This is a genomic window from Desulfohalovibrio reitneri (assembly GCF_000711295.1).
GTDB lineage: Bacteria > Desulfobacterota > Desulfovibrionia > Desulfovibrionales > Desulfovibrionaceae > Desulfohalovibrio > Desulfohalovibrio reitneri.
Genome location: NZ_JOMJ01000003.1, coordinates 1,797,691 through 1,822,247 on the forward strand (window position 1 = coordinate 1,797,691; position 24,557 = coordinate 1,822,247).

Sequence of the window (24,557 nt, forward strand, 5' to 3'; positions counted from 1 at the left end):
TGCCTAAGCGGAGTAGGCGGCCAGCAGCGCGTCCACCAGGCCGGGGATGGTGTAGTCCTCGGGCTGGAGGTCCGCGGTGAAGCCGAAGGAGGCCAGGGTCTCGGCCGTGACCGGGCCGATGGCCGCCAGCCTTACGCCGTCGCGGTGCTTCTTCAGGAGTTCCGGGTCCACCAGGGTGAAGAAGTTCTCCACCGTGGAGGAGGAGGTGAAGGTGATGTAGTCCACCTCGCCGCGCTCCAGCGGTCCGGTCATTTCCTCGGGGTCGTTGCCGGAGAGCACGGTGTCGTACATGGGCAGGATTGTCACCTCGGCCCCGGCCTCGGAAAGCTGCTCCGGCAGCACCTCGCGGGCCACGCGGGCGCGGGGGATGAGGATGCGGCGACCCTTGACGCCGAGCTTCTTCATGCCCTCCACCACGTGCTCGGCCACGTACTTTTCCGGCACGAAGTCGGGGCGGACGCCCCGGCAGCGCAGGGCCTGGGCCGTGGCCGGGCCGATGGCCGCCACCTTGGCCTGGGCCAGCACGCGGGCGTCCAGGTCCATCTTGTCCAGCACGTTGAAGAACTGCTTGACCCCGTTGACCGAGGTAAAGACCAGCCACTGGTATTCAAAAACGCGGGCGATCTCGGCCTCGGCCTGGGAGGTGTCCTCCAGGGGCTGGATGGCGATGGTAGGGAACTCCAGGGTGCAGGCTCCCAACTCGCGCAGCTTCTCCACCAGCCCGGAGGCCTGCTCGCGGGCGCGGGTGACGGCCACGGTGGCCCCCAGAAGCGGCTTCATCTCGAACCAGTCCAGCTCGTCCTTGAGGGCGCAGACCTCGCCCACCACGATGAGGGAGGGGGCCTTGTAGCCCAGGGCCACGGCCTCCTCGGCGATGCTGTCCAGGGAGGAGACGAAGGAGCGCTGGCGGCAGGTGGTGCCCCAGTGGACCAGGGCGGCCGGTGTCTGGGGGTCCATGCCGTGCTCCATGAGGGAAGCGGCGATGTTGGGCAGGTTCTTGACGCCCATGAAGAAGACCAGGGTGGAGCCGGAGGTGGCCAGGGCCTTCCAGTTGTGGGCGCTCTCGTCCTTGGTGGGGTCCTCGTGACCGGTGACGAAGGTCACGGAGGAGGCGAAGCTGCGGTGGGTGATGGGGATGCCCGCGTAGGTCGGACCGGCCACGGCGGAGGTGACGCCGGGCACCACCTCGAAGGCCACGCCGGACTCGACCAGTTCCTCGGCCTCCTCTGCGCCACGGCCGAAAACGTAGGGGTCGCCGCCCTTGAGGCGGACGATGACACGACCCTCCTCTTCCAGGGCCTTGTCCACCAGAAGTTCGTTGATGCCTTCCTGGGAGAGGGTGTGGTCGCCGCCCTTCTTGCCCACGTAGATCTTCTCGCAGCCATCCGGGGCCCAGGCCAGGAATTCCTTGTTGGCCAGGTAGTCGTAGACCAGCACGTCGGCCCGCTCGATGAGGTCGCGGGCGCGGACGGTGATCAGGCCGGGGTCTCCGGGGCCGGCGCCCACCAGATAGACGGTGCTCATATGGTCATCCTCGTGCTGTCCGGGGCCTGCCCGGCCCAGTCTGTTGGCGTCTCGTTCATTTCCTTTCCGCACTCCAATTCGCGGACTGTTCAAGAAGGGCGGGTGCAAGGCGCTGCTTAACGCGGACCCGGGGCGTATTCCGTGATACGCGAGGGGTCGCGTTTTTTGAAGCGACGCCGCGCACGGCCCGTATTGGACAGCCCGCTAGCCCATGGACTCCTCAAGACGCTCCCGCAGCTTTTCCAGCTTGGAGCGTTTGGCGTCCATGGCCGCGAGCTTTTCCCGCTCCTTTTGCACCACGGACTCGGGGGCGTTGGCCAGGAAGCCCTCGTTGTTGAGCTTCTTCTGCACCACGGCGTAGTCCTTTTCAATCTTGCCCAGCTCCTTGTCCAGCCGGGCCAGTTCGGCCTGGAAATCCACCTTGCCCTCCAGGGGCACGCGCAGCTCCATGGAGCCGATGACCGCGGCGGCCGAGGCGCGCGGGGCGGAGACCTCCGGGCCGACCTCGATGCCGCGCACCCGCGCCAGGCGGCGGATCATCTCGGCGTTTTCCTCGACCAGCCGGATTTCCGCTTCGTTCGAGGTGCGGATGACCGCGTCGAGGTCCACGGAGGGGGCGATGTTCAGCTCGCCGCGAATGGTGCGCACGGCCACGATGAGTTCCTGCAACTCCACCATGGCCTTCTCCGCATCCGGGGCGGCCAGGTGCGTACGTTTCTCCGGCTCGGGGGCCAATGCCAGGTCCTCCGGCTCGGCCCCGGGCAGCACGCTCCATATCTCGGCGGTGACGAAGGGCAGGAAGGGGTGGAGCATGGTCACGATCTCGGCCAGTCCGGTCCAGAGCACGGCCTGAGCGGGTCCGGCCCGGTCCTCGTCCTGCAGGTCCAGCTTGACCATCTCCAGATACCAGTCGCAGAACTCGTGCCAGGTGAACTGGTACAGCGCCTGGGCCGCGTCGTTGAAGCGGTAGGCGGCCACGGCCTCGTCCACCTCGGCCTTGACTGTCTCCAGCCGCGAGAGCAACCAGGCATGGTGCAGCCCCTCGGCCTGGTCGATGGAGGCGGTCGGCTTGGCGTCGGGCAGGTTCATCAGGCTGAAGCGGGCCGCGTTCCAGATCTTGTTCACAAAGTGGCGGTAGCCCTCGATGCGCGCCTCAGAGAGGCGGATGTCGCGGCCCATGGCGGCGTGGGCCGCCAGGGTGAAGCGCAGGGCGTCGCAGCCGTAGCGCTCGATCATCTCCAGGGGATCGATGACGTTGCCCAAGGACTTGGACATCTTGCGGCCGTCCTCGTCCCGCACCAGGGCATGGATATAAACGTCCCTGAAGGGCACCTGGTCCATGAAGTGCAGGCCCATCATCATCATCCTGGCCACCCAGAAGAAAAGGATGTCGAAGGCGGTGACCAGCAGGGAGGTGGGGTAGAACAGATCCAGATCGCGGGTTTGGTCCGGCCAGCCCAGGGTGGAGAAGGGCCACAGCGCCGAGGAGAACCAGGTGTCCAGCACGTCCGGGTCCTGGACCAGTTCGCCGCCGCAGGGGCAGGCGTCGGGATCCTGGCGCTCCACCAGCATCTTGCCGCAGCTCTGGCAGTACCAGACCGGGATGCGGTGGCCCCACCACAGCTGGCGGGAGATGCACCAGTCGCGGATGTTGTCCAGCCAGTTGTAGTAGGTCTTCTGCCAGGAGACGGGGTGGATCCTGGTCTCGCCCACCTCCACGGCCTTGCGGGCGCGCTCGGCCAGGGGCTGGACAGCCACGAACCACTGCTCGGAGACGTGCGGCTCGATGACGGTCCGGCAGCGGTAGCACTCCGAAACCTTGTGCTCGTACTCCTCCTCGTCCACCAGCCAGCCGTCCTGGCGCAGCTTCTCCACGATCTTGGCGCGGGCCTGCTCCACGGTCAGCCCGGCGTAGTCCGGCCCGGCCTCCCCGGTCATCAGGCCGTCCGCGCCGATGACCTTGACCACGTCCAACTCGTATTTGCGGCCCAGCTCCCAGTCATTTATGTCGTGGGCCGGGGTGATCTTCAAACAGCCGGTGCCGAACTCCATCTCCACGTAGGGGTCGGCGATGACCGGCAGCTCCCGCCCCACCAGGGGCAGGACGACCCGCTTGCCCACCAAGTGGGCGTAGCGCTCGTCCTCGGGATGCACGGCCACGGCGGTGTCGCCCAGCATGGTCTCCGGCCGCACCGTGGCCACCACCAGCTCGCCCGAGCCGTCGGCCGCGGGGTAGCGGATGTAGTACAGAGAGCCCTTGTTCGGGGAGTACTCCACCTCGTCGTCGGCCAGGGCGGTGCCGCAGCGGGTGCACCAGTTGATGATGTACTCGCCCCGGTAGATAAGCCCCTGCTCGTAGAGGCTGACGAACACCTCGCGCACGGCCTTGGACAGCCCCTCGTCCATTGTGAAGCGGGTGCGGGACCAGTCCACGGACTCGCCCAGCCGCCGCATCTGGTTGAGGATGCGGCCGCCGTACTCCTCCTTCCACTCCCAGACCTGCTCCAGGAACTTTTCGCGGCCCAGCTCGGCGCGGCTGGAGCCCTCGGCGGCCAGCTTGCGCTCCACCACGTTCTGGGTGGCGATGCCGGCGTGGTCCGTGCCGGGCACCCACAGGACTTTTTTGCCCTTCTGCCGCATACAGCGGCAGACGATGTCCTGGATGGTGTGGTTGATGGCGTGGCCCATATGCAGGGCCCCGGTGACGTTGGGCGGGGGGATGACCAGGGAATACGGCTCGCCCTCGGCGTCCAGGTCCGGGGTGAAGGCCTTTTCCTTGTCCCAGCGGTCGAGCCAACGTTTTTCCACGTCGGCCGGCTCGTACCCTTTGGGCAGGGTCTTGGATGACATATCGGAGAACTCCTTCTGGGGAACTCGGTCGTGAAGAGGGGGTGCTTATACACCAGCACCCCTGTTGAGGGCAACGCGCGTCTTGCCCGCCCGTGGCGGGCCTGCTACCCATGCGGAATGTCCATCTACGTCCTCTGGGACGATTCCCACATCTGGGGGCTTTTGCTCTGGCGCGCCCTGCACGCCTGGGGGCTGGAGCACCGGCTGGTCACCGCGGAGGAAGTCCGCTCCGGCCTGCTGGTCGAATCCCCCCCGGACATGCTGGCCGTGCCCGGCGGCAACGCCCGGGCCAAGCACACCGCCCTGGGCAAGGGCGGACGGACTGCGGTCCGGAACTACGTGGAATCTGGCGGCGCGTATCTGGGTTTCTGCGGCGGCGCGGGCCTGGGGCTGTCCGACGGCGGCCTGCGCCTCTGCCCCTGGTGCCGCCGCCCTTTCGAGAACCGCATGCAGCACCTCATCAGCGGACTGGTGCGGGTGCTGCCGGGAGACCCCTCCCCCCTGCGGCCCGACGACGCCCCGGACGATCTCCAATTTCCGGTTTTCTGGCCCGGCCGCTTCGACCCGGACCAGGCCGGGGAGGTGGAGGTGCTGGCCCGCTACGGCGGCCCAGGCGACGAGCTGTGGGTGGCGGATATTCCCCTGGACAGCCTGCCCCCGTCGGTGCTGGCCGACTGGCAGGCGCGCTACGGCCTGTCCCTGTGGCCCAGCTTCCTGCAAGGCCAGCCCTGCTTGGTGACTGGCCGCTCCGGCCGGGGCCGCTACGTGCTGAGCTACGCCCATTTGGAGACGCCGGACCACCCCGGGGCCAACGCCTGGCTGCGCCGCCTTTTGACGCAACTGGCCGGAGCCGAGCCGCCCGACGCCCCCCTGCCTCCCTGGCCCCTGGCCGACCTGCCCCCGGCCTGGGACGACCCCGTGCTGGCCCGCACCCGGACCCTGCTGGACGACCTCATGCGGCTGGGGCGGGAGCACCACCTGCTCTTCGAGCGCACTCCCTGGCTCACGGGCTGGCGGCGCGGGCTGCCCGGGCTGACCCTCAACGCCCTGTCCGCCCTGGCCCGGCAGACCTCGGCCGTGGAGCCCGGAAACGACGCGCTGGCCTTCTGGCGGGAGCGCGCCGGAGACTTCGCCGAACGGCTGGAGCCCTTCGCCCTGGGAGTAAAGACATACCTGCTGGCCGAACGGCTGGACATGACCCTCTCCCACTCCCCGGACTCCTCGCCGGTACCCGGCCTGGCGGAGCAGCGGCGGGAGCTGTTCGGCTCCATGCAGCGCGGCGGCGGACTGGCCTGCGCCCTGCAAAACGACCTGGAAAGCCTAGCCCGGCTGACGCTGGACCGCGGGTAGGCGGGCCGTGTCCGAAACCATCGCCCACGCGTTCGCCCCTGTGGAGAAAGACGGCCGTCCGCCCTCTCCGCCGCCCGGCTGGGGCAAGGCGACCGCCCTGGGCCTGCAGCACGTGCTGCTGGTTTTCGGCACCATCGCCCTGCTGCCTTCCCTGCTTGGCCACGCGCACGATTTGTCCGGAGCCCAGGTCAACCTGCTCTTCTTCGCCACAGCCCTGGGCGCGGCCCTGGCCACCGGCCTGCAGCTTCTGCGCGGGCGGAGCATCGGCCTGGGCGGGCTGATGTTCATGGCCACGGCCGGGGCCTTCCTGCCCGCGGCCCACGACGCCATCGACCTGGGGGGGCTGCCCCTGCTCTTCTCCCTGGGGCTGGCGGCCGCGCCGCTGCAGGCGGTCTACGCCATGTTCCTGCACCGGTTGCGCCACGTCATCACCCCGGCCGTGGGCGGGGTGGTCATCATGCTGGCCGTGACCGGGCTGCTCAAGGACTCCACCATCATCTGGACCGGGGACATGGAGGTGGCCGGGACCGAGGCCGCCCTGCGGCTGGGCGTGGGCGGCGCGGCACTGGCGGCCATGCTCTTTTCCGAATGGCTGGGCGGAAGGATTCTGCGGCCGTGGAGCCTGCTCTTCGGGCTGGTCGTGGGCACGCTGCTGGCCTGGCCAGCCGGACTGCTGGACCTGGCTCCCGTGGCCAAGGCGGCGCCGATGGGCCTGCCCTCGGTTGGTCCCGGACTAGACTTTGGCTGGAACACGGCCCAGCACGGAGCGCTGCTGGTCAGCTTCCTGACCGCCTCGCTGGTCACGGGGGTGAAGTACACCGGCGACGCCATGGCCCTGCAGAAAACCGCCGGCAACCGGCTGGATCACGAAGCCATCCAGGGCGGACTGGTCTCGGCCAGCCTGGGCTCGGCCGCCTCCTCCCTGCTGGGCGGGCTGCCCATCACCTCCCACTCGCCCAACATCCCCCTGGTGGGCATGACCCGGCAGCACTCCCGCCGGGTGGGCATCGCCGGGGTGGCGCTCATGGCCGGGCTGTGCTTCTGCCCCAAGTTCCTGGCGTTCATGACCTGCATCCCCGGGCCGGTCATCGGCGCGGTGGGGGTGGTGCTGGTGGGCCACCTCTTCGCCACCGGGGCCATGTTGGCCGCCTCCCACGGCCTGCACTTCCGCAGCGGCCTCATCGTGGGGCTTTCCCTGGTCATGGGACTGGTGGTGCAGTCCGGGCTCTTCTTCCCCAACGCCTTCCCCGAATCCATCCAGCCCCTGACCGGCAACGGCTACGCCGTGGGCGGGCTGACAGCGGTCCTGCTCAGCCTGATCCACCACCTGCTTGTGGAGCGCTGGACCGTGATCCGCCTGCCCGCCCGCCTGGAAGGGACAAGGCGGCTGGCCGAGCACCTGGAGCGCATGGCCCGCAAGTACGGCCTGGACCAGCGCTCGCGCAACCGGCTGGAGCTGGCCTGCGAGGAGGTCTATTCCCACGTGGTCACGCACCTGCGCGAGGGCGGCGAGAGCGGCAAGCGGGCCGTGACGCTGGGCCTGCGGCCGGAGCCGGACCACGTGCAGGTGGAGATCGCCGGGCGGGCGCGGGTGGAGGACGTGGAGGAAATCGACCGCTGCGAGGTCAGCCCCGGCACCGAGGAGGACATGCACTGCCTGGGCCTGTATATGCTCCACAAGATCGCCCGGGACGTCCACCACATCCACATTTCCGGCTACGCCTTCGTCTCCTTCAAGGTGCCGGTGGACTAGGCGGGAGGGCCCGTCACTCCCCCAATGATTCCCTGAAAAAGGCGTCGAGCCGGTTGGCGAAGGCCTCCCGGTCGCGGTTGCTCAGCGGCGGCGGGCCGCCGGTCTCCACTCCGCAAAAAGGCGTCGAGCCGGTTGGCGAAGGCCTCCCGGTCGCGGTTGCTCAGCGGCGGCGGGCCGCCGGTCTCCACTCCGCTGTCGCGCAGCTCGGTGAGCAGGTTGCGCATGGTCAGATGGCCCTTGATGGTGTCGGCGGTGTAGAGTTCGCCTCTGGGGTTGAGGGCCAACGCGCCCGCCTCCACCACCTTGGCGGCCAGGGGGATGTCCGCGGTGACGACCAAGTCGCCGGGCCGCGCCAGTTCGGCGATGGCCTCGTCCGCTTCGTCGATGCCCCGGCCCACCCGCATGGTGCGGATGTACTCCGAGACGGGGACGTGCAGGGGTTTGTTGGCCACCAGGGTCAACCCCACCCGCTTCCGTTCGGCGGCGCGGAAGAGGATTTCCTTGATGGGGTTGGGCAGGGCGTCCGCGTCTGCGTAAATGTGCATGGCGCTCCTTCGGTATGGATTGTCCGGCCCCGCCCTCATAGGGCAGGGCCGCACCGGGGTCCAGCCCCGGCTTGGGCCATTGGGATTTTCTTGCCTTTCCGGTCCCCTGTGGGGTAGGCGTACCCCGTGCCCAGATCAGCCCCCAACGCCCTGAACAAGCTCCTGGAGGGCAACCGGCGCTTCGTGGACGGAACCCGCGTGCACGACGAGTTCCGCGAGGACCACCGCAACCTGACCTCCCCCCAGGACCCGGTGGCCGCCGTGCTCACCTGCGCCGACGCCCGCGTGCCCCCGCTGGAGCTGTTCGACCTGACCATCGGCGACCTCTTCGAGGTGCGAAACGCCGGGCATCTGGCCCGGGGCCCTTCGGTGGGCAGCCTGGAGTTCGCCGTCATCCACCTGGGCGTGCGGCTGGTGCTGGTGCTGGCCCACGACGACTGCGGCGCGGTCAAGGCCGCCCAGGCGGTCAAGGCGGGCGAGGCCGAGCCCCAGACCCCGGCCATCGGCTGCATCATGGAATCCATCGTGCCCCTGCTGGAAGGCCCCGGCGACACCGACCCATCCCTGGCCGCCGAGACCCTGGCCCTGGCCCAGCTGGAGCGCATCCGCGAAGTCAGCGACCCCATCCGCCGCGCCGAAGAGACCGGGGACGTCTGGCTGCTGGCGGCCCTGGTGGAACACCACGGCGGGCACGTCCGCCTGCTGACCCTGCCTCCGCGCGATCCCTCCCCCCGCACTCCCTGAACCTTGACCCCGCCCCACAAGCGGGGAATACTCGCGCCGTCGGAAAAATTATAATCCGGGCTTCCGCCCTGTCCGTCGGCGGGCCGGATTCGCCCGCCCGCTTCATCCGCGCGTCCGAGGGGGAAATCTCATGCGCATCAAGACCCGTGTATTTACTTTGGCCGCCGTCATCGTGGCGGCTTCGGCGGGAACCGCCCTGGCCTGCCTCGGCGGGGCCCCGTTCTGGCTGACCGCCGCGACGGCCGCCGTATCCGCCCTGGCCGCCATCCTGCTCGCCTTCCAGGCCGCCTCGCTCCTCTCCTCGGTGACAGCCCTGTCCTCCCGCGCTTCGGACCTGGCCAAGGGCAAGCGGGCCGAGGGCCTGGATGGTGACATGAACCACGAGCTCGGCGAACTGGCGGAAAGCCTGGACGCCATGGTCGAAGCCCTGTCCAAGGGACGGCGCGAGGCGGAGGAGCGGACCCGCGAGGCCGAGGAACGTGCCCAGCAGGCCGACCAGGCGCAGCGACAGGCCAAGGAGCAGGAGGAGACCTCGCGCAAGCTGGCCGACTCCCTGCACGATGCGGCCGGGCGGGCGGAAGAGATTTCCAACCGCGTGGGCGCGTCCGTGCAAGAGCTTTCCGGCGAGGTGGAGTCGGTCAACCAGGGCGTGCGGGTGACGAGCCAGCGCATGGAGGAGACGGCCACGGCCATGGAGGAGATGAACTCCACCGTGGCCGAGGTGGCCCGCAACGCCTCGGACGCCGCGGCCAACGCCCAGACCTCAAGCGAGAAGGCCTCCACCGGCGCGGAGGGCGTGCGCCGGGCCGTGACCTCCATCAAGCACGTGGAGGAGCGCATCATGGGGCTGCGCGAGACCATGCGCGACCTCGGCCAGCAGGCCGAATCCATCGGCCAGGTGCTGGGCGTCATCAACGACATCGCCGACCAGACCAACCTGCTCGCCCTCAACGCGGCCATCGAGGCCGCCCGCGCGGGCGAGGCGGGCAAGGGCTTCGCCGTGGTGGCCGACGAGGTGCGCAAGCTGGCGGAAAAGACCATGACCGCCACGAAAGAGGTGGAGGGCGTCATCCAGACCATCCAGTCCTCCGCCCAGGAGAACGTGGAGGCGGTGGAAGCCGCCGCCCAGGACATCACCGACTCCACCGAGGCGGCAGAGGAATCGGGGCGCTTCATGGAGGAGATCGTGGACATCGTGGGCCAGACCTCGGCCCAGGTGGACTCCATCGCCACCGCCTCCGAGGAGCAGTCCGCCGCCTCCGAGGAGATCAACCGCGCCCTGAGTGAAGTCACCCGCGTGGCCGGGGAGACCTCGGACGGCATGGAGCGCTCCGCCTCCGCCCTGGCGGAGATGGTCTCCCTGGTGGACGAGCTGGACGCCATGATCAAACGCATGGCCTCGGGCGAAGGCGAGGCCTCCGGCGACCTCTTCCAGTGGTCCGACGAACTGGCCGTGGACATCGAAAAGATCGACAGCCAGCACAAGGTCCTTGTGGACCTCATCAACGAACTGAACCGGGCCATGCAGCGGCGCGAGGGCAAGGACGTCATCCTGGACGTGGTGGACCGGCTCAAGAGCTACGTGCTGGAGCACTTCTCCACCGAAGAACGCCTTTTCGCTGAGCACGGCTATCCCGAGGCGGATTCCCACAAGGAAGCGCACCGCAGGTTCGTGGAAAAGGTGGGCGAGTTCGAGGAGGACCTCAAGGCGGGCAAGGTCACCGTTACCATGGACGTCATGAACTTCCTCAAGGACTGGCTGGTGAAGCACATCATGGGCGTGGACCAGCGCTACGCCCCCTTCCTGCGCCAGCGCGGCGTGCGCTGAATACCGGCGCGGCCCGGCTCACACCAGGCTGAAGTCCTCGAAGAAGATGTCGCCCTCGGGCACGCCCAGGGCCTTCAACTGCTCGATCATGGCGTTCATCATATCCTGCGGCCCGCAGAGAAAGACCAGCTTGCCCCGCAGGCCGCCCTCCACGCGGCTGTCCGCGTACTCCGCCGTGAACCTCCCCTTCTCCGAGGACAGATACAGTTCGTAGTGGTGACCGCGCTCCTCCAGCCGCCTGAAACCGTGAAAGCGGCTGAGCACGGCCTCGCGGCGGATGTCCTTGTCGAAGCTGGCCTGTTCCGCGTCCCGGCACACGTAGAACATCGACACCCGGGGGCACCGCCAGGTGCGCACCAGCTCCGGATGGTGGCGGCGCAGAATCTCCGGGGCCTGGCCGTCCAGCAACCCTTCCTCCGAGTGCAGGGCCACATGCCACATGCCCAGAAACGGCGTGATGCCGATGCCCCCGGCGATGAACACGCAGTCTCGATGATCGAAGAGGAAGGGTTCGGAGAAACGGCCGTAAGGACCGTAGACCGTGACCTCGTCACCCTTGCCCAGCGCGTCCAGGGTGCTGGTGTAATCGCCCACCATGCGGATGCCCAGCTTGAACCGAGCCTGCAGATTGTAGCCGCAGGCGATGGAGTACGGATGCGGCTCCGGCGGAATGCCCGGCTTGTCCACCACCAGGTAGACGAACTGCGAGGGCAGGAAGTCCATCATGCGGCCCTTTGGGGCGAAGGTGATGTCCAGCACGTCGCCGATGAGGTCCACGTGCTGCACCCGGTACCGGTAGCGCGGCCCGAAACGGGGATAGAGCAAGCGGATGGAAACGAAAGAGGCCAGTCCCACGGCCAGCACTCCCCAGAACAGCCAGCGCAGCCCTGGATAGGCGGCCACGTCCGCGTCCACCAGCCAGACGTGCAGCCCCGCCAGCCCGATGACCAGCCCGAAGAACTCGTGGCTCTTCTTCCAGCGGTGGTAGGCCGGCCGCCACCAGAGGGTGAGCGCCACCAGCAGGGCCATGAGCAGAAAGGCCACGGCCCCTGCGTTCTGTCCCCAGAGATAGCGGTCGCCCTGGGGAACGCGGAAAAGCAGCACGGACAGGAACGCTCCGCCATCCGGCAGCCGGTCCATGGCCAGGCAGAACGGGTGGATTGGGATAATGTAGAAGGCCCAGCGCCCCAGCTTGGAGTGGACCCGGTAGACCTTGTCCAGACCGCCCAGCCAGTGCTCCAGCGGCCGCCAACGGGTGGCCAGAAGCAGCGCCCAGCACATGAGGGTGGTGGAGGTCAGTGAAGCGGCCTTGGCCGGGTATTTCCAGGGGTTGTCGAACCAGTCCTGGTGCAGCCATTTGCCGGTCAGCCACACGGCCAGCACCAGCAGGGCTGTCAGGGCCGCCAGCCAGACGGCCCGGTTGGATCGCGCATAGTTCCGCATTGTGGCAGGTGTACCGGCAATGCCGCTCTACGGCAAGGCGGTGGAGCCCCTCCCCCGCTCAGGCCGTGCCCAGCAACACCAGGGTGTAGGCGATGTAGCCCATGAGCAGGAGTCCTCCCTCCATGCGGGTGATGCGTCCCAGCCCGCCAAAACGCCAGCCGAAGAGGAACAGCGCCGCTGTAAACAGCATGACCGCGGAACCGTCGCGGGCCAGAAACTCCGGCGACAGCCCCAGCGGCTCGATGCCCCCGGCCAACCCCACCACCGCCAGGGTGTTGAAGAGGTTGGAGCCCAGAACGTTGCCCAGCACCAGATCGCTCTCTCCCTTGCGCGCCGCTGCCAGGGAGGAGGCCAGCTCCGGCAGGGAGGTGCCCACGGCCACGATGGTCAGGCCGATGATCAGTTCTCCCACGCCAAGGTAGCGGGCCGCCTCCACCGCGCCCCAGACCAGCACGCGCGAGCCGCCGATGAGCAGGAGCAGCCCGGCCACAAGCCAGAACACCGCCCGGTTCAGCGGCATGCGCGTCAGGTTCTCCGCCTCCACGTCGTCGCGCAGGCTGTCGCCGCGCGAGCGCAGCCCGGCGAGGATCGTCCAGGCCATGAGTCCGGCGAACACAAGCAGCAGCGCGGTTGCGTCCGCCCTGGTGAGGGCGTTGTTGTAGCCCAGGAGGATGAGGGCCAGGGCGGTGACGCCGAGGAGGATGGGAAGTTCCTTGCGCAGCACGCTGGAGTGCATGGTCAGCGGCCTGGCCAGAGCGGTGAGCCCCAGAATGAGGCCGATGTTGGCGATGTTGGAGCCGAAGCCGTTGCCCAGGGCCAAACCGGGATTGCCCTGGGAGGCGGCCAGGGCGGAGACCACTAGTTCCGGCGCGGAGGTGCCGAATCCCACCACCACCATGCCGATGAGCAGCGGCGACATGCCCGCGTGTCCAGCGGTGGCCGAAGCCCCGGCCACAAAGCGGTCCGCGCTGAAAACCAGGATGACGAGGCCCGCCAGGACGGCCACAAGCGGCAAGAACATGGAGCCTGCTCCGTTGCGTGTCTGTTGTGGTTCAGGAAACGGCCACGGCGTACAGGGTCAGCAGGACAAGGAAGGCCAGGGAGAGCGGCGCGCCCGCCTTCATGAAGTCCGCGGCCCGGTAGCCGCCCGGCCCCATGTACAGGGCGTTGACCTGGTGGGTGGGCAGCATGAAGGAGTTGGAGGCCGCCAGGGCCACCACCAGGGCGGCTAGGCGCGGGTCCATGCCCAGGCCCGTGGCCATGTCCACGGCCAGGGGCACCAGCAGAACGGCCGCACCCACGTTGGAGACCACCAGGGTGAGCACCGTGGAGATGAGCCCCAGCAGGAAGAAGAACAGCCAGTCCGGCGGCTGCCCGGCCAGCCCCAACAGGGACGAGGCCAGCCAGGCCGCCGCGCCCGTGCGCTGCATGGCCACGCCCAGGGGGATGAGGCCCGCCAACAGAAAAACCGTGCGCCAGTCCACCCCCCTGTAGGCCTCCTCCATAGTCAGCACGCCTGTGAGCACCATGCCCAGCGCGCCCGTCATCAGGCTCACCGACAGCGGCAGGCCGGAGAAAATGACCAGCAGGGTGGCCAGGGCGAAGCAACTCACCGCGGCCAGGGCCTTGCGCGGGTGCAGCACCTCGAAGTCCAGCGATTGCACGAAGAGCACGTCGCGCTTGGGCCGCATGGCCTTGAAGCTCTCCCACGCGCCGTGCATGAGCAGGGTGTCGCCCGGCCGCAGAACCATGCGGCCCAGCCCGGTGTAGTGCACCTCCTCGCCCCGTGACAGCGCCAGGGGAGCCAGCCGGTGGCTGTGGCGGAAGCGCACCTGGGCCAGGGTCTTGCCCAGGAAGGCGGAGTGCGGCGAGACCACCCCCTCGGCCACGCCCGCCAGGTCGCTGGAAAACTCCCTGGCCAGCTCGCGCGGCTCGCGCACGGTGAAGCCCAGGTCGTTGGCCAGTTCGGCGAATTTCTCCTCCGTGCCGTAGGCCGCGCATACCGCGCCGGGGGGGATGTGCATCTCCCTGTCCGGCGGCAGGAGCACCCCGCTTTCCTCCCGCTCCCGCAGGGCCACCACGTGGATGTTGTAGACGTCGCAGAGGTCCATGACCCGCAGGGCGTTGCGCGCGTCCGCCGGATAGACCATCTCCCGCAAGGTGTTCAGTTCGGGGTAGAAATGCAGCGGGTCCACCTGCTCCCGCACTTCGCCGTCCTTGCTCTTGGGCAGCACCCACCCCATGAAGAGCATGAAGAAGAGGATGCCCCCGCCCATGAGCAGCAGCCCGGCCGGGGTGACGCTGAAGAGATTGAAGGGCGCCAGGTCGTACGGCCGCAGCAGGTCGTTGAGCATGATGAGGGGGCTGGAGCCCACCAGCGTGACCGTGCCGCCCAAAATGGCCGCGAAGCCGATGGGCATGAGCATCTGCGAGATGGGGATGGCCGCCTGCCGCGAAAGCCGCTGGATGGCGGGCAAAAAGAGCGCGGCCGCGCCGATGTTCTGCATGAAGGAGGAGATGATTGCCACCGTGACCGAGAAGATGAGCACGATGCGCCGCTTGCGCCCCCCGGCCAGCCGCATGATGGGCCGCACGGTGCGGCTGATGATGCCGGTGTGGTCCAGCCCCCGGCCCATGATGATGACCGCGATGATGGACACCACCGCGTTGGAGGCCAGTCCCTGGAAGGTCTCGCGCGGCGGGATGAGGCCCAGGAAGGGCAGCGAGAGCATGGCCAGCACCGCCACCACGTCCACCCGCAGCCTGTCCGAAAGGAACAGCAGGACCACCACGGCCACAACGCCGAAGGTCAGAGCCATTTCGAAAGTGAACGAGGGATCGGACATGCGGATTCTCCCGCCCCCTGCATAGCAGAATCACCGAATGAAGCGAAGGGATGGGACGGGGACAGGGCGCGGGGCTGTTCCGCGCCGGGTCAATCGACGGGCGGGCCTTGTCCGGCGTCAGCCTGGTCCGCCGCATGGTATCTGTTATGACAAGGGGTTACGTGGAAAAAGCGTCAGCAACCCGACGTCTTGGGAACTACTTTCCCTTCTTGCGCACTTCCACGCGGCTCGTGACCTTGGCGTAGTAGCCCGAGTCCTCGTCAACGCGCAGGGGCTCGCCTCGTATCTGCCCGATTTTATTTCCGATGACGTCCAGACGCTGCAACTGGCGCTGCTTGGCGCCCTCGTCGTCCAGGTGCTCCAGCAGGTCGCGGGATGTCTGGATGTCCCTGGAGGGGTCCTTGCTCTCGTCGATGTGGCCGGAGTTGCGGAGCACGGTGTAGGCCATGCGCAACTCCTCGGGAACGCGGAAATAGTCGTCGAGATTGAGGCGGCCGCGCTTGGGGAGATTGTCGAACTCGCCCCGCTTTTCGGCCTCGCTTATGCGTTCTTCGGCGATGGTCTGGATGGGATCAAACATGATCTGGTCAAGCCGGGTTGCCTGCGGGAGCGCGCACCATGCGCCCTCCCGCGTTCACTCTCGATAGTGCGATCAGCCGGGCTCGTTGGCAAGTCCCCGCCAGATTTCCAGCACGGTGAGGTCGTCGCGGGCCCTGTCTCCGCTTTGCCAGATACGGGCCCGCTCCACCAGTCCGGGACCGAAGGGCGGACGGCCGAGGTTGGCCGCGTGGGCCTGGATGCGATCCTCGCCGAACAACTCCCCCGCATCGTTTCGTGCTTCGCTCACGCCGTCTGTGCAGAAAAGCAGGCTGTCACCCGTCTCAAGCCGCACGCTGGTCCGTCCGTATTCCTCATCCGGCCGCACACCCAGCGGAATCCCCCTGATGCCCACGACCTCCGCGATCATGCCGTGCCGAAAATACAGCGGCGGAGCATGCCCGGCGGCGGCCAGTTCGCAGGAACCGACGGACGGATGGTAGCGGGCCGCAGCCATGGTCACAAAAAGCGAACCGCGCAGCAGCTCATGCATGGACCGGTTCAGGGCAGCCAACAGGTCCGGCAGACCGCGTTCGGGACGTGCCTCGCTGCGGAACCGGGACCACAGCGCGGCCATGACCAGGGCTGCGGGCAGCCCCTTGCCCGCCACGTCCGCCACGTAGGCCAGCAGGCTGCCGTCGGCCAGGGAAATGCAGTCGTAGAGGTCGCCGCCAACCGAAACCGCTGGAATGGTAGCGGCGTAAACGTGGCTGTCGCCGGGAAGCTCGGGCAGGGTCGGCCAGAACTGGGTCTGGATGCGCGAGGCCGCGTCCAGCTGGGCCTGCATGCGCTCCTGTTCCAGCCGGTCCTCCAGCAGGCGGGAGCGGATGATGGCCACCCCGGCCAGGTTGCCGAAGCTGGACAGGATTTCCAGGTCTTCATCGGTGAAGGCGGACTCGGCCTTGGGATTGATGACCTGCAGAACGCCGAGCAGCTCCTCGTCGTGCAGGATGGGCACGCAGAGTACGGAGCGGGTGACGAAGCCGGTCGACGAGTCCGCGCCGGTGAAGAAGCGGGGGTCGGAGGCCGCGTCAGCCACCAGGGCGGGCTGGCGGTTCTGGGCCACCCATCCGGCCAGGCCCTCGCCTGGCTTGAGGGCTATGTTGCGCTTGAGGACGTCCTCGGCCGCCCTGCCCAGAACGTCGTTGCGGGCGTGGGCGAACTCCAGCAGGTCGCGCCTGGGGTTGTACAGGAGGATGGCCGAGGCCTCGGCCTCCACCACTTCCTGGGCCAGGTCGAGCAGCTCTTCAAGGAGCTGGTGGCGGGAGTCCACCTCGGCCAGCCGCCAGGAGGCGGCGATGAGGTGCTTAAGCCGCCCCGCCAACCGCTCCGGGGCGGTGTTCACTCCGCCTCCGCCATCCCGTCCGTCAACCGCTCCACCAGCTCGGCAAGTTGCTCCGGGGACTCGAAATAGAGGCTGATGCGCCCCTTCTCCCGGCTGCCCGAGGCGGTGGCCTTGACCCCCAGGGCCTGGGCGAGCTTGTCCGCGGCCTCGTCCAGCTGGGGGTCTTTTTCCTTTGGCGACGAGGACTTGGGCGAGGAGCTGCGTACGCGCACGGTGGCCCCCTCCTCCGGCAAATCGCCCTCGGTGCGGTAGTAGGCGGCCTGGGCCTCGGCCTGGCGCACGGAGAGGCCGAGGTTCATGATGCGGTCCATGAGGGTTCGCTGGGCGTCGGGGTCGGTGACGGCCATGAGCGCCCGGGCGTGGCCAGCGGTCAGCCCGCCCTCCAGCATGTCGCCCTGCACGCTCTCCGGCAGGCTGAGCAGCCGCAGGGTGTTGGCCACGGCGGATCGGCTCTTGCCCACCCGCTGGGCCAGCTTCTCCTGGTTCAGGCTTAACCTTTGCTGCAATTCCTTAAGCCCGCGCGCCTCTTCAATGGGGTTGAGGTCTTCGCGTTGGAGGTTCTCGATAAGAGCGATGGCCAGTGCCTCGTTGTCGTCGAGGTCGCGTACCAGGGCGGGAATCTTGGTCAACCCGGCCATCTGGGTGGCGCGCCAGCGGCGCTCGCCCGCCACAAGTTCGTATTTGTCGCGGCCTTCCACCCGCCGCACCAGGATGGGCTGCAGCACGCCCTGATGGCGGATGGAGTTGGCCAGGTCGCGCAGCGCCTCCTGATCGAAGGAGCGGCGGGGCTGGGTGGGGTTGGGCTCCACCGACCGCACGGGCAGGCTGCGGACGTCGCCGCTGGCCTGGGATTCGACTTCCGTGTGGTCGGAATCGCCGCCGAGCAGCGCCTCCAGTCCTCTGCCGAGTCCTCGGGGTTCAGGCATGTCGTGCTCCCTCCGCCTTGACAGATCGCGGCCAAGGCCTCATTTGAAATGGCGTCCCGGAGACCTCCGGGACGGCTTTGCTACCAGAACCAAGGAGACGCCTGTGCAAGCGCCTGCCCTTTTTCTCTTCGACGATTCGGAAAACTTCCAGGGGGTGTTCATCAGCCCCGAGCTCTGGGAGAAGATCGAGCCGCACGTCCGGCCGCACCTTCCCTCGCGGCAAGCGGACCAGCCCGAGCCGGAACCCACCGAGCGACTGCAGGACTGGGACATGCTCACCCAGTATTGGGACTTCAACTACCCGGTCAACTACGAGGTGGAGTGCGGTCATTGCGGCGAGTCAACCTCCAACTGGCGGGAGGACGAACCGCGCAAGTTCCTGATGACCAGCGCCGGACTCGGCGGGCAGGTCACGTTCCACTGCCGCGCGTGCAAGTCCAGGATCATCAAGAAGCATTTCAAGGACAAGATCACCTCCGAGACCCAGCCTCACAAGGAAACCAAGGACCCGAAACTCAACGCCGTGTACCACGGCAACCGGGCCCACTTCACCTAGGCCCTCCTCCCCGGAGGACGGCTGGCCACCTCCTGGGCCAGGGCCAAGTACGACGACGCGCCGGGCGAGCGGATGTCATAGGAGATGACGGGCTTGCCGAAGCTGGGCGCTTCCGAGAGGCGGACGTTGCGCGGGACCACCGTTTCGAACAGATGGTCCGGCAAAGTCCGCCTCACTTCGTTCTTCACTTGGCTGGAAAGCCGGTTGCGCTTGTCGTACATGGTCAGCACCACGCCGAGAAAACGTAAACTCGGGTTGAGCCGCTTTTTCACCAAGGTATATGTTTTCAGTAGCTGGGCGATTCCTTCCAGCGCGTAGTATTCGCACTGCAAGGGAACCATCAGCTCCGTGGCAGCGCACAACGCGTTGACCGTCAACAGACCGAGCGACGGCGGGCAGTCGAGAAAGATATAGTCATATTTGCCGGAAACGCTCTCGAGCATGTCGCGTAGATAAAATTCACGGCCGAGCTTGTCGGCCAGCTCCAGTTCCGCCCCTACGAGATCCTGCGAGGACGGCAACAGGGAAAGATACGGCAGATCTGTGCCGCGAATGGCGTCTTGCACCCGCTCCGATTGAAAAAAGACATCATACAGACCAAGATCACCTTCTTCGGGGTAGTAGCCGAGCCCGCTGGATGCGTTGGCCTGGGGATCGCAATCAACCAGCAGGACGTTTTTTTCCATGGCGGCCAGACAAGCCGCCAAGTTCACAGCCGTGGTGGTCTTACCCACCCCGCCCTTCTGGTTGGCAACGACAATCTGTCTGGTCATGCAGCCTCCATTGCTTCACGTGAAACAGGCACGCGGTCTGCCCCAGGATGTTTCACGTGAAACAATGGCCGCTCCCGGCCCATGGTTGTTTCACGTGAAACATGTGGTCACTGCGATTTGGCAATTGCTACATGGAATCGAATGAAATGAAAAGACCTGGCAACACCACAAAAAAAGCCCGGGCCGAAGCCCGGGCTGTTCATAAGTAGCGGAAGAACGCGCGGCTATTCAGAAAAGTACCAGCGGTACCACTCAACGAATTTTTTGATGCCATCTTCAATGGGTGTATCCGGCTTGAAGCCGACATCTTGCACCAGATCGTCAACATTGGCGAAGGTGGCGGGCACGTCTCCGGGCTGCATGTCCATGTAATTGCGGATGGCTTTTTTGCCCAACTCCTGCTCCAGGGCCCCGATGTACCGCTCAAGCTCCACCACGTTGTTGTTGCCGATGTTGTAGATGCGGTACGGCGCGGGAGATGTGCTGGGGTCGGGGTCTGCGCCGTCCCACTCGGGGTTGGGGGCGGCCTTGTTCATGACGACTCGCACCACGCCCTCGACGATGTCGTCGATGAAGGTGAAGTCTCGCTTCATCTTGCCGTGGTTGAATACGTTGATGGGCGTGCCTTCCAATATCCCCTTGGTGAAAAGGAAGAGCGCCATGTCCGGCCGACTCCAGGGGCCGTACACGGTAAAGAACCGCAAGCCGGTGCAAGGGATGCCGTAGAGGTAGGCGTAGCTGTGGGCCATCAGTTCGTTGGCCTTCTTGGAGGCAGCGTATAGGCTAATGGGATGGTCCACATTGTCGTGCACCGAGAAAGGCATAGTGGTGTTCAAGCCGTAGACAGAGCTGGAGGAGGCGAATACCAAGTGCCCCACCCCGCTGTGCCGGCAGCCCTCGAGGATGTGCAGGAACCCTGAAATATTTGAATTCACATAGGATTTCGGGTTCTCCAGGGAGTAGCGCACCCCTGCCTGGGCTGCCAGGTTGACCACCGCGTCGAAGGAGTGGTCGCTGAAGAGCCGCTCCATGGCGGCCTGGTCATTCATGTCCTCCTCAACCAGGGAGAAGCCCTCGCGGCCGTCGATCCGCTTGATGCGGTCGCGCTTGAGCTGAACGGAATAGTAGTCGGAGAAGCAGTCCAGACCCACAACCTCGTGGCCTTCATCCAGCAGTCTTCGAGAGAGGTGAAAGCCAATGAATCCGGCGGCTCCGGTGACGAGGATCTTCATGCGCCGTCCTTGTGGCATTGTATTGGAGATGATTGCGGATTGCATCGGCCCGGACGTTCCCGCCCGGGCGCGCGTGCCGGATATAGCGAAAATGGACCAGGATGGCTACCCCGGGCGGGTCTCCGCGAGTTACGCCTTCTCCCCGTCCGTGTCTTTAGCCACGGCAGCCGCCAGCCGGAAGAACTCCAACGGGATGGGGATGACCGTGGAGGCATGGGAGTTCTGGCTCATCTCGTTCATGGTCTGCAGATAGCGCAGCTGCAGGGCCGCCGGATGGGCGGACATGATCTCCGCCGCTTCGGCCAGCCGGTTGGCCGCCTGGTATTCGCCCTCGGCGTTGATAACCTTGGCCCGGCGGTCGCGTTCCGCTTCGGCCTGCCGCGCCATGGCCCGCTGCATTTCCTGGGGCAGGTCGATGTACTTCAACTCCACCGCCGTGACCTTGATGCCCCAGGGATCGGTGTGCTCGTCCAGAATGGACTGGACCTGCTGGTTTACCTCCTCGCGCCGCGAAAGCAGGTCGTCCAGGTCCACCGAGCCGCAGACGCTGCGCAAGGTGGTCTGGGCCAATTGGGAGGTGGCGAACATGTAGTCCTCCACTTCGATGATGGCCTTCACCGGGTCCACCACTCGGAAGTAGACCACCGCGTTGACCTTCACGCTGACGTTGTCGCGGGTGATGACGTCCTGATTGGGCACGTCCATGGCGAGGATTCGCAGGGAGACGCGCAGCATGCGGTCCACAACGGGAATGAGGATGATGAGCCCCGGCCCCTTGGCCTTGATGACCCGCCCCAGGCGGAAAACCACGCCGCGCTCGTACTCGTTGAGCACCTTGATGGCGACGAACAGCAGCAGGATGACGACGGCCAGGATGGGCAGAAAGGTGGTCATGTCAGATTTTCCTTGTGGTTGGTTGCCGGCCGGACCACCAGCTTCAGACCGCTGGCCTCGGCCACCTCGACGACGGCCCCGGGTTCAAGGGCCTGGCCCGAGTCCGTCGTGGCGCTCCAAAGCTCGCCCCGCACCGAGACCTGCCCCGCGCCTTCCCGCCAGAAGCGGACCACGCCCAGCTCCCCCACCATGGCCTCCAGCCCGCCGGATGGCGCGGCCATGTGCGCCTTGGCCGCCAGAAACACGGCCAGGCCGAGCAACACGGCCAGCCCGCCTACGGTGACGGCGATGGTGGACAGGGGCAGGCGCGGCGTCCCGCCGGAGCCCTCCGGGAAAAGGATGATCGACCCCACCAGCAGGGCGGCCACGCCCGCCACGCTGAGCAGGCCGTAACTGGTGACGTGCACCTCCAGCAGGAACAGCACCAGCCCGAAGACCAGCAGGGCCAGTCCGGCCGCGCTGGTGGGCAGGATGGACAGGGCGTACAGCGCCAGCAGCAGGCAGAAGCCGCCCAGCACACCGGGAAAGATGGCCCCGGGGGAGGATAGCTCGAAGAAGAGTCCGGCCATGCCGCCCAGCAGCAGGAAATAGGCTATCTGCGGGTCCAGCAGCCAGGCCAGGGCCTTGTAGCGGAAGGAGGGCTCCAGGGGGATGATGCGCACGCTTTCCGGATCGAAGCGCAGCATCTCGCCGCCGAAGGGCACCCCCTTGGCCGCCGCCTGCTCCAGCAGGTCGCGCGGGGAGTCGGCCACCATGTCGATGACCTTGAGCATGGCCGCCTCCTCCGCGGTGATGGAGACGGCTTCCTCAACCGCCTTCTCGTACCACTCCACGTTGCGCCCCCTGGACTCGGCCACACCGCGCACAAAGCTGAGGATGTCGTTCTTCACCTTGCGGGCCATGGTCTCGTCCATCTCCCCGCCGCCCACGGGCACGGGCGAGGCCGCGCCGATGGTGGTCTGCGGGGCCATGGCCGCCAGGGAGGACGCGGCCACCAGAAAGACCCCGGCCGAGGCGGCGCGCGAGCCGGACGGGCCCACCCACACGGCCACCGGCACGGGCGAGCCCAGGATGCGCTGCACCATGTCGCGCATGGCCTTGGCCGTGCCGCCGGGGGTGTCAAGCTCCACCAACACCATGTCCGCCTCGCGCTCTGCCGCGGCAGCTATGGCCTGGCCCAGCAGGCCGTCCTGCGCAGGGCTGATGCCGCCCTCGATGCGCACGGAAACCACCTCGAACGGCTCCCCTCCCGCCTTTCCGTCAGGCTGGGAAACGGCGGTACCAGCAGCCAGAAGCAGCAGTCCGGCCAGAAGCGCGGCCAGGGAAAGTTTGCCGACCATACAGCCTTTCTACCCCAGGGGCGGTGGCGCGGCAAGGGCTGTCAGGAAACGTCAGTGGAGATGGAGGACAGCGCCTGGAAGGTGGTGCGCATGGAGCTCACGTCCTGGTCCACCAGTTGAGCTGGGGAAGGCAGGAAAAGGATGTTCAGCCCCTGGAAGGTGAAGCGGCAGTGCCGGTAGGGGCGTTCCGGAAAGAGGATCATGGCCGCCCGCTTGCCGAATACCGCCAGGGTGTGGACGTTGGCGCGCGACGCGCCCCGCCAGAACAGCGCCGGCTTGGCCGTGGGCTGGCTGGCGGGGGAGTCGGCCCGGGGTTGGCTGACGGGCCAAAAGGTCGAGAAGCCCTTGGGCCAGGCCAGCTTGGTCAACAGCCTGCGCCAAATGTCGCCCCGCTCCCGGTTGGGCTCGCCGCCCAGGTCGCGGCACAGTTCGAAATAGGTGAATACCACCTTGGCGTTGGGATTAAGGCGTTGCAGATAGGTGTCCCAGGGAGCGGGCCAGGTCTGGTTCGCATCCGTCCGTGTTCCTTGCAGATAGGCCTGCATGGAGGGCGATCCGGAACGGTTTGCGGATAGTTGCGGATCAGGGGATTTCCGCGCCCTGTCCGGAGCGGCCTTGGCCTGGGTGGGCTGCCCACCGGGAGCGGGGCGCTCGGCTTGGCGCGCCTGTGGGGCGGGGCGTTGCTGGGACGCCCGCTGGCGCGCTTGCCTTGCGGGCTTGGGCGCGGGCCAGCCCTCCTCGCGGTAGAGAAAGCGCACGCCTTGCTCCAGCCACGGACGCAGGTGCTCGGGCAGGTCTAGAGAAGCGAAACGTGATCCCATATGCGCCAGGCAACCTCGGTCTTGGGCAGGCTGGGCCATTGCTCGACGCGGCCATGCCCGTCCACCAGAACCACGGCGTTGTCCGCCGAGCCGAAAGCGGAGACGGCGTTGCCCACCACCATGTCGCAGCCCTTGCGCTGGAGCTTGTCGCGCGCCCCGGCCGCAGGATCCCCGGACTCGGCGGCAAAACCGACCAGCTTCTGCCCCTCCCGGCGCGAACCGCCGAGGGAGGCCAGCACGTCGGGGTTGGCCTCCAGGGTGAGTTCCAGCTCGCTCCGCCCGGCCTTCTTCAGCTTGCCGCCCTCATGCGGACGGGGACGGAAGTCGGCCACGGCCGCGGCGCAGACGCCCACGTCCGCCTCGGGCCAGAGGTCGGTGGCCGCCTTGTGCATGTCGCGCGCCGTCTCCACGTCCACCCGGTCGATGCCCTCGGGCAGGCTCGGGCAGCCCGGACCGCACACGGCCGTCACCCGCGCCCCGCGCAGCCAGGCGGACACGGCCAGGGCCGCGCCCATGGTGCCGCTGGAGGGATTGGACCAGAAGCGGACCGGATCGAACCACTCCCGGGTGGGCCCCATGGTCAAAAGCACGCGGGTTCCGTCCAGGTCGCGGCTCGCCATGGCACGCAGGACGGTCCAGGCGATGGCCTCCACCTCGGCCATACGGCCCGCTCCTTCCTCGCCGCAGGCCACCCCTCCGGCCACGGGGCCGACAAGGATGACGCCGCGCGAGGCCAGCTTGGCCACGTTCTCGCGGGTGGCCGGGGCGTCCCACATGCGGGGGTTCATGGCCGGGGCGGCCACCACCGGGCCGCCGAAGGCCAGGGCCTGGGCGGAAAGCATGTCGTCCGCCAGGCCGTGCGCCAGCTTGGCCAGCACGTTGGCCGTGGCCGGGGCGATGACCAGGCAGTCCGCGTTCTGGGCGGGCTCCAGGTGGCCGTAGATGTCCGGCGCGGGTGGGTCGCCCGCCTCGGGATACATGGCTCCGTAGACCGGAGCCGCGCCCAGGGCCTCTAGGGAGAGGGGGGTGACGAAGCGGGAGGCGGCGCGGGTCAGGGTGGCGCCCACCGAAGCGCCCGCGCCAATTAGCTCCCGCACCAGGGAAGCCGCCTTGAGGCAGGCCACGCTGCCGCTGAGGCCCAGGTGGGCGCGGCGGCCGGTGAAGTGGCGGAAATCAGCCGGTCTGAGCAT

The 24,557-nt window shown here is 67.4% G+C and carries 19 protein-coding genes and 1 pseudogene; 5 read left to right on the plus strand and 15 right to left on the minus strand.

The features are described 5' to 3' along the window. Positions 1 to 3: 3 nt before the first annotated feature. Both cobA and N911_RS0109050 read right to left on the minus strand, forming a co-directional pair. Complete coding sequence (cobA, locus tag N911_RS0109045) at positions 4 to 1,524, minus strand: uroporphyrinogen-III C-methyltransferase (RefSeq protein ID WP_029896390.1); 1,521 nt, start codon at positions 1,522 to 1,524, stop codon at positions 4 to 6. Positions 1,525 to 1,728: 204 nt separating this feature from the next. After that, positions 1,729 to 4,374, minus strand: coding sequence for a valine--tRNA ligase (locus N911_RS0109050; protein ID WP_029896391.1), 2,646 nt, complete (start codon positions 4,372 to 4,374; stop codon positions 1,729 to 1,731). Between the two features lie 117 nt (positions 4,375 to 4,491). On the opposite strand from N911_RS0109050, the gene N911_RS0109055 reads away from it, so the two are divergent. Then, positions 4,492 to 5,724, plus strand: a complete 1,233-nt coding sequence (locus tag N911_RS0109055; protein WP_029896392.1) for a BPL-N domain-containing protein — start codon at positions 4,492 to 4,494, stop codon at positions 5,722 to 5,724. A 7-nt stretch (positions 5,725 to 5,731) separates the two neighbouring features. Continuing rightward, entirely contained in the window at positions 5,732 to 7,477 is a 1,746-nt protein-coding gene (locus tag N911_RS0109060; RefSeq protein ID WP_029896393.1) for a solute carrier family 23 protein, read from the plus strand. A 113-nt stretch (positions 7,478 to 7,590) separates the two neighbouring features. Here the strand turns inward: N911_RS0109060 and N911_RS0109065 are convergent. Next, positions 7,591 to 8,022 (minus strand): annotated as a pseudogene (locus N911_RS0109065) (YaiI/YqxD family protein); the annotation flags it as partial. A gap of 126 nt (positions 8,023 to 8,148) precedes the next feature. Between N911_RS0109065 and N911_RS0109070 the strand changes: the two are divergent. Then, a complete protein-coding gene (locus N911_RS0109070; protein ID WP_051694122.1) occupies positions 8,149 to 8,766 on the plus strand; it encodes a carbonic anhydrase in 618 nt (205 codons plus the stop codon). Positions 8,767 to 8,896: 130 nt separating this feature from the next. Beyond that, positions 8,897 to 10,594 carry a bacteriohemerythrin gene (locus tag N911_RS0109075; protein WP_029896399.1) on the plus strand — a complete coding sequence of 566 codons (1,698 nt, stop codon included), beginning with the start codon at positions 8,897 to 8,899 and terminating at the stop codon, positions 10,592 to 10,594. A gap of 18 nt (positions 10,595 to 10,612) precedes the next feature. Here the strand turns inward: N911_RS0109075 and N911_RS0109080 are convergent, their stop codons facing one another. The 6 genes from N911_RS0109080 to N911_RS0109105 all read right to left on the minus strand — a co-directional run bounded on the left by N911_RS0109080 (position 10,613) and on the right by N911_RS0109105 (position 17,751). Next, positions 10,613 to 12,037 (minus strand): ferredoxin reductase family protein, encoded by a 1,425-nt coding sequence (locus N911_RS0109080; RefSeq protein ID WP_029896401.1) that lies wholly within the window; start codon positions 12,035 to 12,037, stop codon positions 10,613 to 10,615. A 58-nt stretch (positions 12,038 to 12,095) separates the two neighbouring features. Continuing rightward, positions 12,096 to 13,058: a calcium/sodium antiporter gene (locus N911_RS0109085; protein WP_029896403.1), complete on the minus strand. Its 963-nt coding sequence runs from the start codon at positions 13,056 to 13,058 to the stop codon at positions 12,096 to 12,098. A gap of 31 nt (positions 13,059 to 13,089) precedes the next feature. Then, positions 13,090 to 14,883: an SLC13 family permease gene (locus N911_RS0109090; protein ID WP_051694124.1), complete on the minus strand. Its 1,794-nt coding sequence runs from the start codon at positions 14,881 to 14,883 to the stop codon at positions 13,090 to 13,092. 196 nt (positions 14,884 to 15,079) lie between these two features. Then, positions 15,080 to 15,463, minus strand: coding sequence for a DnaJ family domain-containing protein (locus N911_RS0109095; RefSeq protein ID WP_029896406.1), 384 nt, complete (start codon positions 15,461 to 15,463; stop codon positions 15,080 to 15,082). Positions 15,464 to 15,535: 72 nt separating this feature from the next. Further along, positions 15,536 to 16,825 (minus strand): PP2C family protein-serine/threonine phosphatase, encoded by a 1,290-nt coding sequence (locus N911_RS0109100; RefSeq protein ID WP_051694125.1) that lies wholly within the window; start codon positions 16,823 to 16,825, stop codon positions 15,536 to 15,538. Beyond that, complete coding sequence (locus N911_RS0109105) at positions 16,822 to 17,751, minus strand: ParB/RepB/Spo0J family partition protein (protein ID WP_029896411.1); 930 nt, start codon at positions 17,749 to 17,751, stop codon at positions 16,822 to 16,824. The genes N911_RS0109100 and N911_RS0109105 overlap by 4 nt, the downstream gene beginning before the upstream one ends. A 103-nt stretch (positions 17,752 to 17,854) precedes the next feature. Here N911_RS0109105 and N911_RS0109110 point away from each other — a divergent pair, with 103 nt between their 5' ends. Then, positions 17,855 to 18,307, plus strand: a complete 453-nt coding sequence (locus tag N911_RS0109110) for a hypothetical protein (protein WP_035104625.1) — start codon at positions 17,855 to 17,857, stop codon at positions 18,305 to 18,307. Here N911_RS0109110 and N911_RS0109115 read toward each other — a convergent pair. From N911_RS0109115 to coaBC, 6 genes are all read right to left on the minus strand, one after another. Then, a complete protein-coding gene (locus tag N911_RS0109115) occupies positions 18,304 to 19,080 on the minus strand; it encodes a ParA family protein (protein ID WP_029896415.1) in 777 nt (258 codons plus the stop codon). The two genes, N911_RS0109110 and N911_RS0109115, sit on opposite strands and share 4 nt — an antisense overlap. 224 nt (positions 19,081 to 19,304) lie before the next feature. Then, complete coding sequence (locus tag N911_RS0109120; protein ID WP_029896417.1) at positions 19,305 to 20,312, minus strand: NAD-dependent epimerase; 1,008 nt, start codon at positions 20,310 to 20,312, stop codon at positions 19,305 to 19,307. Positions 20,313 to 20,441: 129 nt separating this feature from the next. Further along, positions 20,442 to 21,206, minus strand: a complete 765-nt coding sequence (locus N911_RS0109125; RefSeq protein ID WP_051694129.1) for a slipin family protein — start codon at positions 21,204 to 21,206, stop codon at positions 20,442 to 20,444. Then, positions 21,203 to 22,546 carry an NfeD family protein gene (locus N911_RS0109130; protein WP_029896421.1) on the minus strand — a complete coding sequence of 448 codons (1,344 nt, stop codon included), beginning with the start codon at positions 22,544 to 22,546 and terminating at the stop codon, positions 21,203 to 21,205. Before N911_RS0109130 ends, N911_RS0109125 begins: the two co-directional genes overlap by 4 nt. Before the next feature lie 41 nt (positions 22,547 to 22,587). Then, complete coding sequence (locus N911_RS18285) at positions 22,588 to 23,367, minus strand: hypothetical protein (RefSeq protein WP_138774368.1); 780 nt, start codon at positions 23,365 to 23,367, stop codon at positions 22,588 to 22,590. Further along, the gene (gene coaBC, locus N911_RS0109140; RefSeq protein WP_029896424.1) at positions 23,343 to 24,557 is read right to left on the minus strand and encodes a bifunctional phosphopantothenoylcysteine decarboxylase/phosphopantothenate--cysteine ligase CoaBC; all 1,215 of its coding nucleotides are present in this window, start codon (positions 24,555 to 24,557) and stop codon (positions 23,343 to 23,345) included. The genes N911_RS18285 and coaBC overlap by 25 nt, the downstream gene beginning before the upstream one ends.